Source organism: Thermostichus sp. MS-CIW-34 (assembly GCF_054060435.1).
The window spans coordinates 14,231-31,117 of the sequence record NZ_JBSSDE010000028.1 but is presented as its reverse complement, the minus strand read 5'-3'; the positions used below and the strand labels follow the sequence as shown (position 1 = coordinate 31,117).

Below are 16,887 nucleotides of genomic sequence, written 5' to 3'. Positions count from 1 at the left end.
CACCTGACCCAAGTTTGCCCGACATGCAGAAATCTGTAAGCTTTCGGGGGTCTTTACGCACAAACCGTAGATTCGGATGCCCAGGGGATCCCTTTACTGGCGGGCGTAGTCATCCTCAAAGCGCACAATGTCGTCCTCCCCGAGATATTCCCCGTTTTGCACCTCGATCAACACCAAGGGAAGGGTGCCGGGGTTTTCCAGGCGGTGCTTGGTGCAGGGGGGAATGTAAGTGGACTCGTTGGAGCTCAGCAGCATCACCTCTTCTCCACGGGTCACTTTCGCTGTGCCCCTGACCACGATCCAGTGCTCGCTGCGGTGGTAGTGCATCTGCAGGCTGAGCCGATGGCCAGGCTTCACCTCGATGCGCTTGATCTTGTACATCGGGCCTTCATCCAAAACCCAGAAGGATCCCCAGGGACGGGTCTCTGCTTGAGAGGGTACCAGCTCAAGCGCTGGAACTGCTGCATCATTCACGTCCCGCACAGCCTGCAACATAAGATCATGTCCTTGCAAAGTCGTCCCCATCCTCTCTCAGAATCCGAGAACACCTCATCGACAATATGGCTGAATTGGCCTACGCCAAAACTCGTAGATAAAGTCTCTCAGGCCAGGGAATGCTAATCTAGCCCTGTGTCCAGTGCCTAGACACGTCAGCCCATCCCCACGCCCTACTTGAGACATGTTCTCATTAACACTAAATAGCTCTTGAGGCTCGATTGGCGATTTAACCAGTTACCCTCCAATTAATCTCCAATTAATTCTAAATTCTTGAAGCTACTGAAGTAACCCATGTTTCTCAACAGGCTCAGGGCTTTCTTGCGGCTCTTCGGGTCTACCGGGATCCTGTTTCTGCTGCTGGCTAGCCTTCTGTGGGGTTTGAAGGAAGGCTGGAGCTGGGTGAGCTTGGAGATGCAGTTTCTTGGCTATAAGGGATCCGTGGCGGTTTTGGGGCCGGATCCGCGCCTGCCCATTGTGGGCACCACCTTTCCTCCCTTGCTGGTGCTGGCTACGGCCATTCTGGGACGATCCCCGCTGTTGCTGCAGACCATCTTGGGCTCTTTGCTGCTGGGCTGGGTGTGGCGGCAGTTACGCCGTTTGCCGGTGGAGGTGGGATGGTGCTGGCTGTGGGGTTTGTTGATGGTGGTGCAGCCGACTTTGATCTTGATGCTGCTGCGCAGCCCCGCTTGGACGGCCACCTCGCTTTTGCTGGGGGTAAACATGGCCTTGTTGTTTCCCCTGGCTGACGAGAAACGAGCAGCGGGGAAGTCAGTGGCGGCAGGGGATGAGCTGCCTATTACCCTGAGGCTGCTGCTCGTTGGGCTGGCGCTGGGGCCCCTGATGGTGCTGCGCTGGGAAAGCGGATGGCTGCTGCCCTGGGCGGGGATGCTGCTGCTGGTGGCCTTTCGCCGAGAAGTCTGGGGGTTTCGCTGGGCCTCGCTGTTGGTGGCCGGCTTTGTCAGCCTAGCCTTGATCCTGAGCTGGCTGTATGTGAATTGGCTGTCGGTAGGGGATCCCTGGGCTTTCACCTACCAGGTGGGCAGCGGTCTGCGGCTGCCGCAATTGCGGGAAGACTTGCAGCAGGCGGGTGGCTGGCGGGGGGTGCTGGAGGCTGGGAAATGGCTGGCGGTGCTGGCCCCTGCCTATCTGCTGTTGGGGCTGGGATCCCTGCTGGGCCGAGGCCCGGGTCGCTGGGTATGGGCTCTGGTCTGGGGGATGCCGCTGGTCATCCTGCTGGCTTCTCTAGGGCAGGGGCTGTTTTTGCGGGAGCTGAGCCGCTTTGGCCTTTTCTGGGTGCCGCTGCCTTTGCTGATGGGCGCCTACTTGTGTCGCGGAGCCGGCCCCGGCTGGGCTAAGCGCCTGTTGATCACTGCCCTCTTGGGGTTGAACTGCCTCACTGCCGGTTATGGGGTGAGCCAAGAGCCGGGTTTCTTCATGCCCCTGGTGGCCGAGGAGCGGGATCTCTGGGAGCGGCTGGTGGCAGGGGTAGTGCCCCTTAGTGGCGAGTTGGAAGCTGCCCAAAACCTGTATGAAGTAACCTCTGCTGGGCAAGCCCTAGAAGACTGGCGGAGGCTGCGGCAGGAAAAGCGCCAGGTTGGGCAGTATCTCTATCGCCACCTGTTGCCCGGACAAAAAGTGCTGGTGGACGACGACATCCACTTTGAGGCTATCTTTTGGGCAAGGGATCCCCGCTCTTTCCTTACTCCTCACCAGTACGAGTTTGCCCTGGCCCTTCAGCATCCCCAGGAAAGGGTGGACTACCTCTTGGTAGCGGGGCTGGCGGATCCCTTGCAGAGCGCCGATCGCATCCTGCAATTTTGGCCTGAGCTCAATTTTGAGGGGCTGCCGGGCTTCAGGGAGGTTTATAGCTCCCCCCAAGTGCGGCTGTGGGCTCGCCAACACCAAGAGGAACCGCAGGAGGAGAGGAGATGAAAAGGAGACGATCCTGGCAGCGGCGACAGGTGCTGCAAGCGGGCGGAGCGCTGCTGGCTGCCTATGGGGTTGCCGGCTGTGGCCAGGAGTTTTTGAGTCAGCAGGGGAGTCGCAGCCCGGAAAATGCCGAGACGGGAAGCATGAACTTGTCAGAGCTGCTGGCCCGCTGGCAGGTGGGCATTGGCGAGGATCCCGGTCGCTTCCTCTGGGAAATCGAGTCGGATCCGCAGGTGGCGGCAGTGGCGCAGGGGTGGGATCCCCATTTCCTGAGCGGCTGGCTGAACAGCTTTGATCACCGCCAGGGGGATCTCTCCTTTTGGCGCAACTGGCACCAGGCCGGGCTTTTGCGGCAGTGGTTTGAGCGGGGCTATACCCTCCACATCATCACCTGGGAAGACGACACCCACCGCCCCTGCGGCGACTATCACATCTCCCCGCAATTTGTGGAGGACGTGGCCGAGCTGGCGGGCTATATTGCCCAAGCCAATCCTCAGGGCCGCCCCACCTACTGGAGCTTGGCTACTGAGTTTTCCTATTGGCGGATCCCAGCAGATACCTACAACGCCGACACTGCTTTCTACTACCAAGCCCTAATGCGCAATGTCCTCACAGCCCGCCAAGCCATCAAGGAGCGGCTGCCGGCAGCCGAAGTAGCCCTGTGCTGGGGGGGCTGGATTGCCACCTTTGACGACCCTTCCCAGGGGGCAGGCCGCAGCATGGTGGAGCCCTTTGCCGAGACTATGAGCCAAATGGACGGGATCGCCTTCCAGTCGATGCGCCAGCGGCGGCCCGGAGAGTTTAATCCAGAGTTGAACGGCCCGGATCCCGGTAACCCGGAGCAGATCCGCCTCTGTTGCCGCCTGTTTTCCCCCATCCACTCCAACCTGATGTTGGCCCACTACGAGCCATCGATTAAGGACAAGCACCCCAGCGGCGGACGGGCCGACACCGTCCATACAGACTTTCAGCTCATGAGCCAGCCGGAGTGGCTGCAGGAAGTGTCTCAACTGGGGCTGCGGCGCTTTTCTCTCATGCACTACGGCCTGTATAAGGGGGATCCCTTCGGAGCGCTGACCGCCGCTCGCCAATTCCGGGCACAGGTGGGCCTACCGGCTGCCACCTCATAGTTAGCAGTCGTTCCAAAGCCGGTTTTGTCCCGGATCTTGGCCCAGAGCTTGATCCTGGGGATACAATCCCCCTGAAACTGCCGGGATCCCCCTGCCATGAAGAAGCCTAGATTTCCATGGGCAAGCCTGCTGGCGAGTCTAGTGGTTAGTGCAATGCCGCCGGAGCTGCCGGCCTGGGCAGGATGCGGTTTTCCCCGCGGTGCCGGCAAGACTTTTTTTTCGCTGCAGCCGGAGGTCTATCGGCCTCGCACCCGCTTTGATCAGGGGGGACGCCTGCAGCCGGCCCTTTCGGAGTACGGAGAAACCCGCCTCAACCTTTTCGCCGAGACTGGCCTTAGCGATCAGCTCACTCTCAACCTCAACACCAGCTACGTTTTCATCGAAAATCGCTTTGCCAGCGGGGCTGACACCGTTACCCAGCGCAACCAGGGCCTGCGGGATCTGGAACTGGGCCTGCGCCATACTTGGGGGAACGGGGATCCCTTCCTTTCGGCCCAATTGACGGCCTTGATCCCGCCGGGATACGCCACCCGAGACATCCCCCTGCCCTTGGGGTACGGTGTTTTCGGCTACGATCTCAAAGTTGGGGTGGCGGCCAATACCCAGTTGGGATCCCTGCCCGCCTTTTTCGACTCCTGCCTCACGTTCCGAGATTACTTGGGCTATCCCGGGGATCGGGTCAAGGCCAACCTGACCTTCGGGGCAGACCTGACTCCTGAGCTGCAGGCCATCCTGGCCCTGGATGGGGATTTTACGTTGGGCAACGGCGCGCCTTTGTTGTTCGGGGATTTGGCCGTTCAGGATCCCGACTACGACAACCTCAAGCTTTCTGGCCAGCTCAACTGGCGGCTGGAGGGAGGGTTAACGCTGGGCTTGGGAGGGTTTCAATTCTTGACCGGCCGCAACACCAATGCCGGCGGCGGCTTTACCGGCTATGTGTGGCTAAGTTACTGAAACCCAACAAAATGTTGCAGGATATCCCCTACGGTAACAGGGATCCGCAGGGGCAGATCTAGGATGAGTCTTGGCAAACTACGGCCCGGAGAACGGATCCCATGTCTCGATTTGAGAACCTCATTGCCGCCATCGATGGCAGCGGCCCCACTGAGCAAATGGTGCATACCCTTCTGTCTCTGCCGGCCTTTGCCCAGTGCCACGTGACATTGCTGCATGCGGTGCCTTCCCAGACCTCTGCCGAGGAGATGCGGGCTGCCTGGCAAAAGGGGCAGGAACTGCTGGCCCAAACCCTGCAGACTTTCCCCCCCCGCCCAGGGCTAAAGATCAGCACCCAACTGGTGGAAGGGGATCCCAAGGTGGTGGTGCTGCAGGTGGCCGAGTCTATGCCCAATCCCTTAATTGTCATGGGATCCCGGGGGCGCAACCGCATCATGGCCATTTTGCAGAACTCGGTGAGCCAATATGTGTTCCAGCTCGCCTCCTGCCCAATGCTGCTGGTCAAAGACGACGCCTACGTCAAATACCCCAGCCATGTCATGGTGGCCCTCAACAACTCCCCCGCTGCCCAGGCCGCCTTTGCCACAGCCCTTGACTTGATCTCCGGCATTCAAGGGGCCCAGATCTTCCTGGCCTCTGTGCAGTTGGATGCCGACAACCCAGGTAGAGATGAGGCCCTAGATCGGGCAATCGACATCCTCAAAAACCGGCAAATCGGCCACCAGGTGTTGACGGCTGTCGGGGATCCGGCTACGGAGATTGTCCGCCTGGCTGAAGAAAGCAAGGCCGATCTGCTGGTGATGGGATCCCCGGATCGCCGGCCCAGCATTGCCCGCAGCATCCCCGACCTGGATCGGCTGCTGGGGCGTTCCATCTCCGACTATGTGCGGGTGCACATCGGCTGCCCAGTGCTGATGGTGCGCTCCGTCCAAGACTAAACAGGACTCAAGAGCGAGGGATCCCTAAGGCAAGATAGAGCGGTGCTCTGTAACTCGGTCGCTCTGCTGCTGGCGATCCGGGCTGACGGCCCAAGCTTCAAAGATCAGCTCGGGGACGCCTGGGGGAATGGTCATGCGGGTTAAAGCTTGCCACTGCCCCTGATCGTCGCGGGAGAAGTCCAGCAACCAGCGGGGGCCATCCACCAACGAGCGGGTGCGGCCATGCTTGACCCAAAACTTGATCCAATAAGGTGGCTGGGAGGCGGCGCCGGCGGCGGAGGCAGGGGCCAAGGCCGGCAAACGCAGCACCACATCGAAATTGTCGCCCGCTCGCAATTGCTCAGGCACCAGCAGTTGTGGCGCCGGGCACACTTCTGGCGGCGGGGGCGAGTTTTTGGTGTCCTTGCTGGTGGCAGGCAGGGCGAATGCAGGCGGAGGTGGGGTGGCCGGGCTCCCTGCTGGGGCTGGCAGGGCGGCATCCTCGCCCATTGGCTCAGCTTGGGGGGGTGAGGGAAGAGGGGAAATCGGCGCCGCAGGCTGGGGGTTAGGTTCGGGTGCGGCCTTAGCAGAGGGCTCTGCCGGCTGAGTCGAGCCGGGATCCCCTCCAGCAGGAGCACTGTGCTGCCAGATGCGCAGCAGCTTTTGCAAGGTTCGTTCGGGAGAGAGCAGGGTTGCGGTCGAGGCAGGACTGGCAGCATCGGCCAGCCTCTCTTCCTCTTGCTGCTGCGGGAGGGGGATCCCTGCGCCAAGAAGTCCTGCCTCTTGGCTGCGACAGCGAATGGAAAAGGGGATGGTCAGGGTCTGAGGCGACGGCTCTGGATCCCACCAGGAGGAGGGAGTAAGGGCCAGTTCTCCCCGTAAAGGACGGGCCCACACTTGGCTGGGCAGGGTGATGGGGATGCTGAACACCGCCGTCCGCGCCCCCGCCGGGAGTTGAATTTGCCGTTGTCCCTGGAAAAGCGGCCTCTCCTCCCCTTCTGGCCAAACCTGTACCCGCAGCTCGCCGCTGCAGCCGATCCGCCCCGTCAACACCAGCACCTCCTCCGGGGATCCCTCCAATTCACTGTGCATTAGGGAAAACAGCTCTGGCGGGATGGCGACCTCTTTTTTCTGGGGGGGCTCAAACCCGGCCTCTTCAGCCACCGGGGCAGGGATCCCTCGTTCCGGCTCCAGAGGCGCGGGGGCAGGCACAACCTGAAAACGGAGACAATTGTCCAACTCGGTTTCACCGAACAGTTCTGCGATCAAGTCGGCATCTCGGCAGTGCAATTCCCAAAACCCAGGGGTGAGGCGGCTGGCAGGCAAAATAATGCCGATCCCTTCATCGTTGGTGCGCACAGAACGGGTTTGGACCTGTGGAGGAGTCGTGCCGGTGTTGGGGCCCTGATTCTGTGGCCCTAGAGGACGCTGCCGGACTTCCACCGTGATGGTGAAGTGGGGCTGGGGCGAACGGGCAACAATGGTGTAGGTATCTTCTTCCAGAACTGCTCCCTCGGCTGGTACTGGCTGCCAGTCTTCCTGGCCGTCCCGCCGAACCCAGAAATTTAACATAGCTCCATCACCTTGGTGCTCCGCACTGCTGACGCGAATGGCATGCCAGATACTGAATCAGATCGGCTTGCAAAAGGGTTTGCTGTTGCCCTGTAGGCAGGTGCTTAAGCTGTACCTCTCCGGCTGCAGCTTCCGCATCCCCTAGCACAACAGCCCAAGTTGCGCCGCTGCGGCTGGCCCGTTTGAACTGCTTGCCAAAGGCGCTGCCGCTCAGATCCAGCTCGGTGCAGAAACCAGCTTGGCGCAGCGCTTGAGCGATCCGGAGGGATTGGGCCTCAGCCTTCGCCCCACGGGAGATCACGTAAACCTCGACCGGTGCTGGCGGAGCCTCCCCTTGTTTCTTTTGCAACAGCAGCACCAGCCGCTCCATGCCGACGGCCCAGCCCACCGCTGGGGTAGAAGGTCCGCCCAGCTCTTCCACCAAGCCGTCGTAGCGACCACCCCCACAGACGGTACTCTGGGATCCCAAGTCAGGTGAGACGATCTCAAAGGCGGTGTCGGTGTAGTAGTCCAGGCCCCGCACCAAGTAGGGATCCAACTGGTAGGGAATATCCAACATCTGCAGGTGAGCTTGCACCTGCTCGAAGAAAGCCCGCGATTCTGGGCCGAGGTAATCCGGCAGCTTGGGGGCCCCCTCGGCAATCTCGCGGGTGCGGGGATCCTTGCTGTCTAGAATGCGCAGCGGGTTGCGGGTGAGACGCTCTTGGGAGTCAGGATCCAGCTTCTCCCGCAAGGGAGTGAGGTAGTCCACCAGGGCCTGGCGATAGGCCCGCCGATCCTGCAGATCCCCCAGGGAATTGAGCCGCAAGCTCAGGTTCTCCGCCCCCACCGCTTGCAACAGCTCCCAGGCCAAGGCGATGACTTCCGCATCGGCGCGGGGATCCCGGCTGCCCAGCAGCTCTACCCCCAACTGGTGGAACTGGCGTTGCCGCCCCGCCTGGGGACGCTCATAGCGAAACATCGGCCCACAATACCAGAGGCGTTGCACATCTCCAGCCGTTTGCAGCCCGTGCTGGATGTAGGCCCGCACCACACCTGCTGTGTTCTCTGGGCGCAGGCTCACCTCTTGCTCGCCACGGGTGCTGAAGGAGTACATCTCCTTGCCCACCACGTCGGTGGCACTGCCAATGCTGCGGGCAAAGAGCTCCGTCAACTCCAGGATGGGGGTGCGAATTTCTTGGTAGTTGGCCCGTCCCAGGATCTCTCGGGCGCTGGCTTCCACCTGCTGCCAGAGCCGCACCTCCTGCGGCAGAATATCTCGGGTGCCCCGCACCGCCTGGATCATCTCCATTCTCGTTCTCCCTCCCTGGGGTGGGCCTGGCCGCCTGCTATGCCAATGGCTGTTCTCGTCAAAGGACTCCGTCCCGCTGACGCAAACGGCCTAGTTATTGATTATCGGCGACAACACTCCCCGTCGCTAGCGGAGCCAAATGACCCCGATCCAAGCTCGAGTCCAACCAGGAGTAGGTGGCGGCAATTTGGCTGGTGGCAACAACAGCGGCGGTGGTAGCTCGCAAGATGGTAGGGCCAAGGGAGACGCACACCCCCCCATATTCCTCAGCTTGCCGACGTTCGGCAACGGTCCAGCCCCCCTCTGGGCCGATGGCTATGGCCAAGACGGGATCCCTGAGCTTTGGCAGGGCTTGCACCAGCGGGGGCGCTTTGTGCCGAGCCACGGCTATACCCCACCAAAAGGACTCCGTCCGAGTAGCGCGAACGGCTTGTAGCTCCGCCAGCCAACTTGTCCAAGGGGTAGGGGGATCAACCTGAGGCCAGCGCAACCGCTCACATTGTTCTGTGGCCTCCCGCACAATTTTTTGCCAGCGTTCCTGCCGCCCAGATCCCGGTTCCAACACGGTGCGCTCCGTCAGCAGGGGAGTAATGCGCGCCGCCCCCAGCTCGGTAACCTGGCGGAGCACCTCGTCAAACCCCTGCCCTTTGACCACCGCCAAGCCCAGATGCAAAGAAACAGGCAATTCCCGCGGCAGCACCTCCACCTCGCCCACAACTCGGGATCCCTGGGCTTGCCAACGGGCCGCCCACAGCTTGCCTGAGCCGTCCAAAACCAAAAAGAGATCCCCTGGCCTGAGGCGGCGTACCCGCTGCAAGTAGTGCTGTTGCAGACCAGTTAAATGGAGAACACCGCTGGGATCCCGCTGCGCTGGGTCAATCGCCAATCGGGGCAAAGCGCTCAGGTCATGCGTGCGTTCAGACAACACCATTCCCCCCGTCGCCAGAGGGCTGCCACCACCCATTCGTTGGCCTCCAGCATCTCCGCCACCAACTTGGCCTGCTCGATGAGGATGCCGCTGAGGATCAGCCATCCCCCCTCCTTCACCACCAGCCGAAACTCCGGGATCATATCCAGGATCACATCTGCCAGGATGTTGCACACCAGCCCATCCACCATTTCGGGAATCTGCTCCAGGCTGCCCTGAGCGACCACAATGCGATCCGTCAGGCCGTTGAGATCGCGGTTGTGCATCGTGGCTTGCACCGCCAGGGGGTCGATGTCCACCGCAAACACCCGCTTCACCCCCAACAGGGCCGCCGCCAACGACAAAATGCCGGATCCACAGCCCACATCCGCCAGCGTCGCCGCCGGGGGATCCCCTCCCCAGCTCTCCAGACGCATTTCCAGCGACTCCAGACAGAGCTGCGTGGTGGGGTGAGTGCCCGTGCCGAAGGCCATACCGGGATCCAGCCGCAACAGGTGCCGACCGGGGTGAGGGGGCGGATCCAGCCAGGCCGGACAAATGAGCAACTTATCCCCGATGGGTTGGGGCTGCCAGTGCTGCTTCCAACTGCTGCTCCAATCTTCCGCCTCTATGCGTTCCCAGCGCAGCTTGGGAACCCGCTGACCGGCAATGAGGGCATCCTGCTGCAGGCGCAGGGAGAGGGCTGCCAAATCCAAGAGGCTGACGTGAGGCCAAGGCAGATAGGCGTGAATGCAAATCTGATCTTCGCCATAGGCTTGGCTGGTCATGCCCCGACAGCCAAAATTCTCCAGCCGCCAAAAGATCAGGTCTTCTTGGGCAGGGGAGGCGATGAGACTGAGATCCCACCAGGCTCCACCGGGATCCGGCGCTTGTGCGGGCGAAAATGGGGTGGGATCGGCAACAGTCCTGCTCACAGGGATCCCTTCACAAACCTAAAGGAAAACCAAAGTGATGGCCAACAAGATAGCGCTTCATGTCACCCAGCCGGCCAGCACTCAATGCGGCACTTTATATCAAAAATTGCAGCGCTCTGCTCAATTCATAGTTTAGGCTTATTCTGGCTATTCTGGGATTGAAAGGCTCACAGCGTCGGTTCAGCAGCGAAGAAGGGAAGGATCCCCCCAATTGGGGGATGCCCCCACTGGCTCCTCAGATGCCCAGCTTAGCCCTATGAGATAAATTGAACTGAAAAGCATTGGACAAGAATTGGATACAGCGTCAACATTCGTTTCGAGCCTCAGTGATTTTGCGGATAAATGAGGTTTGGCTGGGGCGTACTGAGCAACGATGGAGAAGGAGCAACGCAGGTGGCGAGGTCGATGTCAACTGATGAGCAATCAGCACAGCAGGGCACTCCCCAGCCCAAGGTGGCTTCTCTAGGAGTTGCCGGGGATCGGGAAGCGCGGAAGAGGGCTGCCCATGAAGATCTTCAGCCGCTCAAAGTCAGCACCCGCAAGGACTCCGTCCCGCTGACGCGATCCGCTCTGATGCGGCGTTTTAACCAGAGCTTTCCGCCTTTTTACAGCCAGTTTGTCAGCAGCGAGGTGCAGGCCCAAAATCTGCGCTTGGCCTACGCCCTCTACCAAACCCGCAAGGCGGTGGTACAGATGCAGGACGAAGGTCGCAAGACGGTGGTCTGTCTGGCCTACCGCAACCGACCTTCTCTGCTCAGCGATCTGTTTGGGGTGTTCACCGCTTTTAATCTCTCGGTGCACGGCATCCATCTCTATGGGCAGATCTACTCACCGCACCTGGTGTTTATCCGCACCATCGTCTCCCGCGATGGCCACAGCCTTTCTTCCCAAACCAAGCTCAGCCTAGAACGGGCCATTCACGAATGCCTGGCGGGTGTGTTTCGCGTTCACGAAACCTTGGCACTGGAGTTTGATCTCAAGGCCGGCCTGAAAGAGGCGCAGGTTTCTTTTTACTTTGACCCAGTGTTTCATTTGCCCACACTTTTGGTGGATGTGGACAACCAGCCGGGCGTGTTCTACCGGGTGATGACGGCCCTCGCGCAGGAGGATTTGACCGTTGTTAACCTCAATTTGATGCTCCGCCGCAAGCAAACGCGCTTCATTTTTTACTTGCTAGGGCCGGATTCAACTCCAACCATGCCGGAGTTCTTAGGGCAAAAATTGGCGTTGAGCATCCAGCAGCGGCTGCAAGGGGATCCCGCCTAGATCTGCACGGGACTGGGAGGCAAGTCAAAAAGGACGGTGTTCATGTAGCGCTCTGCCCAGGCGGGACCGAAGGCTTTTTCTAAAACGCGGCGGGTGCGGTCGTTCTGCTGTTGCTGGCTGCAATAGCGCTGCTGCCCCTGGTAGTGGGCCAAAATCTGGCCGGGATCCGTCTGCGGGGGAATCTGCTGCGCCAGCCGGCAGTGAATTTCCAGGAAACGGCAGGCAAAGTGTAAAAAGCGCTCGGCCTCTGCTTCGTCGGCAGGACGCACGAACAGGCAGTAGGGAGAAAAAATCGTGCCCCACTCCGGCAACCGGCGCCGGTGTTGGAAAGGGACGAGATGGGATCCCAACGCTTCCAGCTCCTGGATATAGAGATCGGGCAAGCTGGGGGTCACCGGCGAGAGATCGACAATGGCGGCGCTCACCTGTCCGCGACCGACCACAATGTCGCAACCGAACAGCGGCAGCGGGTACTGCGGCTGCGGAAACATAACGCAATGGAGAATATCCAGGCTCTGCCCGGCCTGGGCCAGCTCCAGGTGCAGTTTGCGAAAGGGATCCCCTTGGTAGCAGCGGTTTTCAATTTGCAATTTCTCACCCTCTAGGCGGCCTTCCACGTAGCCCAGATCTTCAGGCAGAGGATAGGGGGCTAGGGTGAGGGTAGATCCCCAAACGTTCAGGACTGCCTCGGATAAGCCCTGAATGAGCGGATGCAGTTGGGCAGAGAGAGCAGGAGCGGTGAACATAAGACTCTAGAAGAAAGGCCAAGAACCCCATCCAACCTTGACCTTGGCTCCATGCCAAAAGTGTTATGGGGGAACCGCACCGCTGATGCGAAGGGCTTGGGTGGGATCCCCAAAAATCCCAGAGGCCCTAGCTGGGCAAGGCGTTCTAAAACTGTATGCCTGAAGACGGAAGGGGTGGGATTCGAACCCACGGTGACCTTGCAGTCACAACGCTTTTCGAGAGCGTCACAATCAACCACTCTGTCACCCTTCCAGTCAGCTGTGGGGCTTTACCATCTTAACGGCAAACCGAGTCTCCTGCTTCTTCCCAGCCTCAAAGCCAAGCTTGCTTCCCCCACGGGATGCGGTTGATGGGAAAGTGCTCCGCACCGCTGGCGGGAACGCCCAGATGAGATCATAGGGATATGGCTGCTCTATCCATTCACCACTTTCGCCAGGCCAAACAGGCGGGTCAACCTTTGGTGGCCCTCACGGCTGCCGACTACGCCACCGCTCAGATTTTGGATCAGGCTGGGATCGACTTGATCCTGGTGGGCGACAGCTTGGCCATGACCCACTTGGGGTATACCAGCACCCTGCCCCTGACGCTGGAACAGATGCTCCATCACGCCCAGGCGGTGCGCCGCGGGGTAGAACGGGCCTTTTTGGTGGCCGACTTGCCCTTCTTGACTTATCAAGTCCACAAAGAACAAGCTCTCCTCTCAGCAGGGCGGTTGATGAAGGAGGCAGGAGTCAACGGGGTCAAGCTGGAGGGGGGCTACCCCGACATGGTGGAAACGGTGGCCTTTCTGGTGCAGCGGGGGATCCCGGTTTTGGGTCACATCGGCCTCACTCCGCAGGCCAAACATCAACTGGGAGGCTATCGCCAGCAGGGAAAAACCACTCCGGAGGCGGAGCGTCTGCGACAAGAGGCCCTCAGCCTGGAACAAGCAGGGGCATTTGCCCTGGTTCTGGAGCACATGCCGGCGGAATTGGCTGCCCAAATCTCAGCCCAGGTGGGGATCCCAACCTTGGGCATTGGAGCCGGGCCGGCTTGCGATGGTCAGATTTTGGTCACCCACGACCTGCTGGGGCTGAGCGAGCGGCTCCCCCCTTTTGCCAAGGCCTATACCAACTTGAGGCAGGCAATCCGAGAAGCGGTGGAAGCTTTCGCCGACGATGTTTGCCAAAAAGTATTTCCCCCCCGCTGAAGGGATCCCTTACCCATTCAAAGCTTGGGCAGAGGTGCTATGCCTACGGCACCTCATACTGCTACCTACTGCTACGCAATGCTTATGGGAACGGGAACCGCACTGCTTCCGTCAAGGCTGGGCAAGGATAGGGCGACCTCAGGGATCCCTCACCAGCACCATCCCGGTCACCGCAGCACTTTGACCCAACCGGTCGAAGACCCGCAAGCTGAGCAGGTAGGAGCCGGGCACCAAGCTTAGGGGAGGGCGAATGCGGAAGCGGGTTGTACAGAACACCTCTCCCGACACACAATTCACCTGGGCTGCCGATAGCGTCTGCACCTCGATCCCTGACCACGACACCTGAAACGCCAGCTCCGCCGGGATCCGGCCCGGCACCGATACCGAAACCCCCAGCTCCAAAAAGCCGTTCCGATGTACCACAGAAGGGATATCGCTGCTGGTGATCAAAGGCGGCGGTGGAGTACTGGCCGTCAGCGCATCGGCACCACAACCGACCAAGGCCACGCCCAGCAGGCCCAGCGCCCATCCCCAGGATTTGGATCCCAGCTTCATCACAGGGTTCATCTGAAAACTCACCTTCTCAGTATAGAGGGCGGGGGCAACAGAGTTAGTGTTGGTTCTAGGAAAAGCTAAAAATTTACACTACAGATAGTGGCAAGCTGGATTTTCATCCAGACCATCTGCTACAGTAAGGCCCATAACCTGTCGAGCAGCCTGGATATGGAAGGGGAAGAGGAGCTAAAAGCCTTGCGGGCGCGGGTGCGCAACCTAGAGCGATCCCTCGCCGAATCGGAAGCGCTGTCATTGCAGCAGATTGAGTGCATCCATCGCCTGGAACATCAACTGCTGGAAGCACAGGCCCAGATTCAAGAGCGGGATCAAGCTTTGCAAGCGTGTCAAGAGGAGAAAGCGCGGCTGGCCCAGCGCCCTACCCCAGAGGCTTTTCAGCTTCAGCAACAGCACATCGAAGAACTGCAGAATCTCCTGTGGGAAATGGAGCGCCGTCCAACGCTGGAGCACTACCACATTCTGCAGCAGCAGTTGCAAACCAGTCAGACGGAAATTGAAACCCTCAAGGCGGAATTGCAGCGGCGCGTCGATCCGGCCCGATTTTACCAACTGCAGCAGGAGCTCCTGGAGCTGAAACAGCAGGCCAACCAATTGGGAGAATACGCCGTCAAGTTGCCGCAGGTACAGCTTTTGCAAGCCCAATTGCAGCTCCGTGTACAGCAGCTAGAGGAGGAAAAAGCACAATTGCAAGCGCAAATCCAAGAGTTGGCCGCTCGACCTTCTGCACAAGAACTGGAAACCCTACGGGCGGAGCTAGAGGCTGCCCACCGCCAAGCGGAAGCCGAATGGCAGCGTTTGAAGACCCATCTGGAAACCGAAAAGGCACACATGGAAGCTGATCTGAACACCGCCCGGCAACGTATTCGCGAACTGGAAGAGCGTCCTACCCCAGAGCAATGGGCACGCTTGCAGGCGGAGCTGGATCATCTGCGCCAACAGGCCTCTTTTGCCAAGGCCGAGCGGGCCACCTTGCTGGAAGAGCTGCAGCAGAGTCAGCGGCAGCAGGCCGAGCAAGCCCAACAGATTGCCAAGCTGGAAGCGGAAGCAGCCCAGGCCGCCCACCTCAGGGAAACAGAGTCCTCACAGGCGCAGCGAATCCTTGCCCTGGAGGAGCAGGTGCAGGCTTTGACCCGCGAGCTTGGTGCTTTGCGAGCCGAGCGGGATCAGCTCATGCAAGAGTTGGCCCAGCGTCCCACCCTTGCCCAGTGGCAGGAAGTTCAGCAGCAGGTGCAGGACACCCGAGAAAGCCTGGAAGCAGCCCGGCGGGGGCGAGAACTGGCCGAGGCCCATCATCTGGTCAGCCAAAAGCAAATCGAGAAGTTGCAGCAGCAGGTGATGGCTTTGAAAACCGAGTGTGTGCAGGCCCACGCCTACGCGCAAACCCAAGAAAAGGAAGTGGCCCTGCTGCAGCAGCGCAATCAAGAACTGGAAGAGCAACTGGCCACACTGCGTCAGTCGGCCTCCGCTTCCCCTCAGCCAGCGGTTGTCGAGCCCAGGTCGAATCATCGGGCCCAGGAACGGATTCCTGCCGCGGCTGACGAGTCTGCTCCTTCCCCGGCCACCACCTGGAGAACACCCACCCCAGGGATCCCGCCGCTCACCCTGGACGAGCGGGAAGAAAGTGCCCCGCTCGGCTGGCGCCAACGGACAGAAAGGCTCCTGAAACGCTCCGCTTTGGCCGCTTCACGGGCAGGAGGGGAAACGGGCAGTCGCAACCGGATTGAGTTGCCGACTTTTGTGCAGCGGCGGCCCTAGTAAACTACCCGACTCCGACCGCTAAGCGGTACGGAGCGGGCTTTCAGTAGCCCTGAGCCTGTTCTGCTCTACCAGAGAACAAAACAAGCCCGGACCTCTAGGCTGGTTTACGACAGCCCCCAAAAGCGCAATCACATTCGCACCATTTAAATCCGCATCCCCTTCCCATCCACAGTGTCCACACTTAAACTTCTTTCCACTGCGGTAGGATTGCGCAGGGTCGGGATGAATGTGCAAACACCGGTGGCAGGTCTGCGACGTGTAGGCAGGCGGAACAAGAATCAGAGCAACCCCCGCACGCAGAGCCTTGTACTCCAAAAATTGACGGAGTTGATAAAACGCCCAACTATTTGCCCGCCTACGCTCTGTCTTGCTGCGTGGCTGTTGATTGGCCCTTTCCCGAATCCCTGTCAAGTCTTCCAGAGCAAGAGCGCTATTTGTCGCCTTTGCCCTAGAGACAATAGCTTTGGAGATGCGATGATTGACCCACACTTGAAAGCGTCTCTCCTTGCCAGACAGCCGTTGCAACAGTTCTCTGCATCTGCGCCGCGAACTGCGTGTGCCCTTACTGGCTTTACGTTGGAGTACCGCCCTCAACCGGGAGTAGTGGTCTCGGACTCGGTTCAACTGCTGTCCATTCCAGTTGTCCCCCTCTGACGTATGGGCAATATCTGTCCTTCCAAAGTCCACCCCGATCACCCTGTCGGTATCTTGTTGCTTGGGCGGGTTTTTCTCTACGCAAATCTGGATGTAGTAGGAGCCGTCTTTCCGCTTGACCAGGGTGGCAGATTTTGGGTTGGAACCAGCCAGCATCCCACGCTGGTAGTTGCCAATGGCTAGTTCAAAGCGCTCTCGCCCTTCCACCGTGGTCAGCGACACCGTCCAGTCTTTCTCGCGAAATGAGAAGATACGTGCATCGTAGGTAACGAACCTACGCTTGAACTCTTTAACCGGACGGTTGCGCTGTCTCGCCACTTTGCGAGCGCCTGCCACCCGTCTGCACACCTGTTGAGCCAAGTTACTGGACAAGCCGAACCGAGCTCGAATCTCGTAGTAGCAAAGGGATTGCAACTTGACCGCGTTGACGATCTTCTCCGGCGTGTTCTGGTTGACCCAGTTCAATGCCTGCACAAAGACATCCATCGTCGCGTCCAATTTGGCGGCTTGTGACGGGAACGCCTTGAGCTTACAGGATATGGTCAGGACTTGGCTCATAGGTCCATT

The 16,887-nt window shown here is 59.9% G+C and carries 15 protein-coding genes and 1 tRNA gene; 7 read left to right on the top strand and 9 right to left on the bottom strand.

All coding sequences use genetic code 11. From position 1 onward, the window contains the following. Nucleotides 1–93: 93 nt before the first annotated feature. On the bottom strand, nt 94–495 hold the full coding sequence (locus ACVWYY_RS10240; protein ID WP_414412749.1) for a cupin domain-containing protein: 402 nt from the start codon (nt 493–495) through the stop codon (nt 94–96). Between the two features lie 294 nt (nt 496–789). On the opposite strand from ACVWYY_RS10240, the gene ACVWYY_RS10235 reads away from it, so the two are divergent. From ACVWYY_RS10235 to ACVWYY_RS10220, 4 genes are all read left to right on the top strand, one after another. Beyond that, a complete protein-coding gene (locus tag ACVWYY_RS10235; protein WP_457402320.1) occupies nt 790–2,430 on the top strand; it encodes a hypothetical protein in 1,641 nt (546 codons plus the stop codon). Then, nucleotides 2,427–3,557 (top strand): hypothetical protein, encoded by a 1,131-nt coding sequence (locus ACVWYY_RS10230; protein WP_457402321.1) that lies wholly within the window; start codon nt 2,427–2,429, stop codon nt 3,555–3,557. The genes ACVWYY_RS10235 and ACVWYY_RS10230 overlap by 4 nt, the downstream gene beginning before the upstream one ends. A 153-nt stretch (nt 3,558–3,710) precedes the next feature. Then, entirely contained in the window at nt 3,711–4,511 is an 801-nt protein-coding gene (locus tag ACVWYY_RS10225; protein ID WP_457440452.1) for a hypothetical protein, read from the top strand. Nucleotides 4,512–4,612: 101 nt separating this feature from the next. Then, the gene (locus ACVWYY_RS10220; protein WP_457402324.1) at nt 4,613–5,449 is read left to right on the top strand and encodes a universal stress protein; all 837 of its coding nucleotides are present in this window, start codon (nt 4,613–4,615) and stop codon (nt 5,447–5,449) included. 24 nt (nt 5,450–5,473) lie between these two features. On the opposite strand, the gene ACVWYY_RS10215 is transcribed toward ACVWYY_RS10220, so the two are convergent. From ACVWYY_RS10215 to prmA, 4 genes are all read right to left on the bottom strand, one after another. Further along, nucleotides 5,474–7,000, bottom strand: coding sequence for a hypothetical protein (locus ACVWYY_RS10215; protein WP_457402326.1), 1,527 nt, complete (start codon nt 6,998–7,000; stop codon nt 5,474–5,476). A gap of 7 nt (nt 7,001–7,007) precedes the next feature. After that, nucleotides 7,008–8,291: a histidine--tRNA ligase gene (hisS, locus tag ACVWYY_RS10210; RefSeq protein WP_414332193.1), complete on the bottom strand. Its 1,284-nt coding sequence runs from the start codon at nt 8,289–8,291 to the stop codon at nt 7,008–7,010. A gap of 94 nt (nt 8,292–8,385) precedes the next feature. Continuing rightward, nucleotides 8,386–9,222 carry a 16S rRNA (uracil(1498)-N(3))-methyltransferase gene (locus ACVWYY_RS10205; protein WP_457440450.1) on the bottom strand — a complete coding sequence of 279 codons (837 nt, stop codon included), beginning with the start codon at nt 9,220–9,222 and terminating at the stop codon, nt 8,386–8,388. Further along, nucleotides 9,192–10,133 (bottom strand): 50S ribosomal protein L11 methyltransferase, encoded by a 942-nt coding sequence (gene prmA, locus ACVWYY_RS10200; protein WP_457405216.1) that lies wholly within the window; start codon nt 10,131–10,133, stop codon nt 9,192–9,194. The genes ACVWYY_RS10205 and prmA overlap by 31 nt, the downstream gene beginning before the upstream one ends. A gap of 405 nt (nt 10,134–10,538) precedes the next feature. Between prmA and ACVWYY_RS10195 the strand changes: the two genes are divergently transcribed. Beyond that, entirely contained in the window at nt 10,539–11,399 is an 861-nt protein-coding gene (locus ACVWYY_RS10195; RefSeq protein ID WP_457402330.1) for a hypothetical protein, read from the top strand. Here ACVWYY_RS10195 and ACVWYY_RS10190 read toward each other — a convergent pair. Further along, a complete protein-coding gene (locus tag ACVWYY_RS10190; protein WP_457402331.1) occupies nt 11,396–12,145 on the bottom strand; it encodes a phycocyanobilin:ferredoxin oxidoreductase in 750 nt (249 codons plus the stop codon). The two genes, ACVWYY_RS10195 and ACVWYY_RS10190, sit on opposite strands and share 4 nt — an antisense overlap. A 166-nt stretch (nt 12,146–12,311) precedes the next feature. Further along, nucleotides 12,312–12,398: transfer RNA gene (locus tag ACVWYY_RS10185), tRNA-Ser, on the bottom strand. Between the two features lie 151 nt (nt 12,399–12,549). Between ACVWYY_RS10185 and panB the strand changes: the two genes are divergently transcribed. Beyond that, nucleotides 12,550–13,335 carry a 3-methyl-2-oxobutanoate hydroxymethyltransferase gene (panB, locus tag ACVWYY_RS10180; RefSeq protein ID WP_457440448.1) on the top strand — a complete coding sequence of 262 codons (786 nt, stop codon included), beginning with the start codon at nt 12,550–12,552 and terminating at the stop codon, nt 13,333–13,335. Between the two features lie 138 nt (nt 13,336–13,473). Here the strand turns inward: panB and ACVWYY_RS10175 are convergent, their stop codons facing one another. Next, nucleotides 13,474–13,902: a hypothetical protein gene (locus ACVWYY_RS10175; protein ID WP_457440446.1), complete on the bottom strand. Its 429-nt coding sequence runs from the start codon at nt 13,900–13,902 to the stop codon at nt 13,474–13,476. Between the two features lie 87 nt (nt 13,903–13,989). Here ACVWYY_RS10175 and ACVWYY_RS10170 point away from each other — a divergent pair, with 87 nt between their 5' ends. Further along, nucleotides 13,990–15,663 (top strand): hypothetical protein, encoded by a 1,674-nt coding sequence (locus ACVWYY_RS10170; protein ID WP_457440444.1) that lies wholly within the window; start codon nt 13,990–13,992, stop codon nt 15,661–15,663. Between the two features lie 21 nt (nt 15,664–15,684). On the opposite strand, the gene ACVWYY_RS10165 is transcribed toward ACVWYY_RS10170, so the two are convergent. Beyond that, complete coding sequence (locus tag ACVWYY_RS10165; protein WP_457440443.1) at nt 15,685–16,878, bottom strand: RNA-guided endonuclease InsQ/TnpB family protein; 1,194 nt, start codon at nt 16,876–16,878, stop codon at nt 15,685–15,687. Nucleotides 16,879–16,887 lie beyond the last annotated feature (9 nt).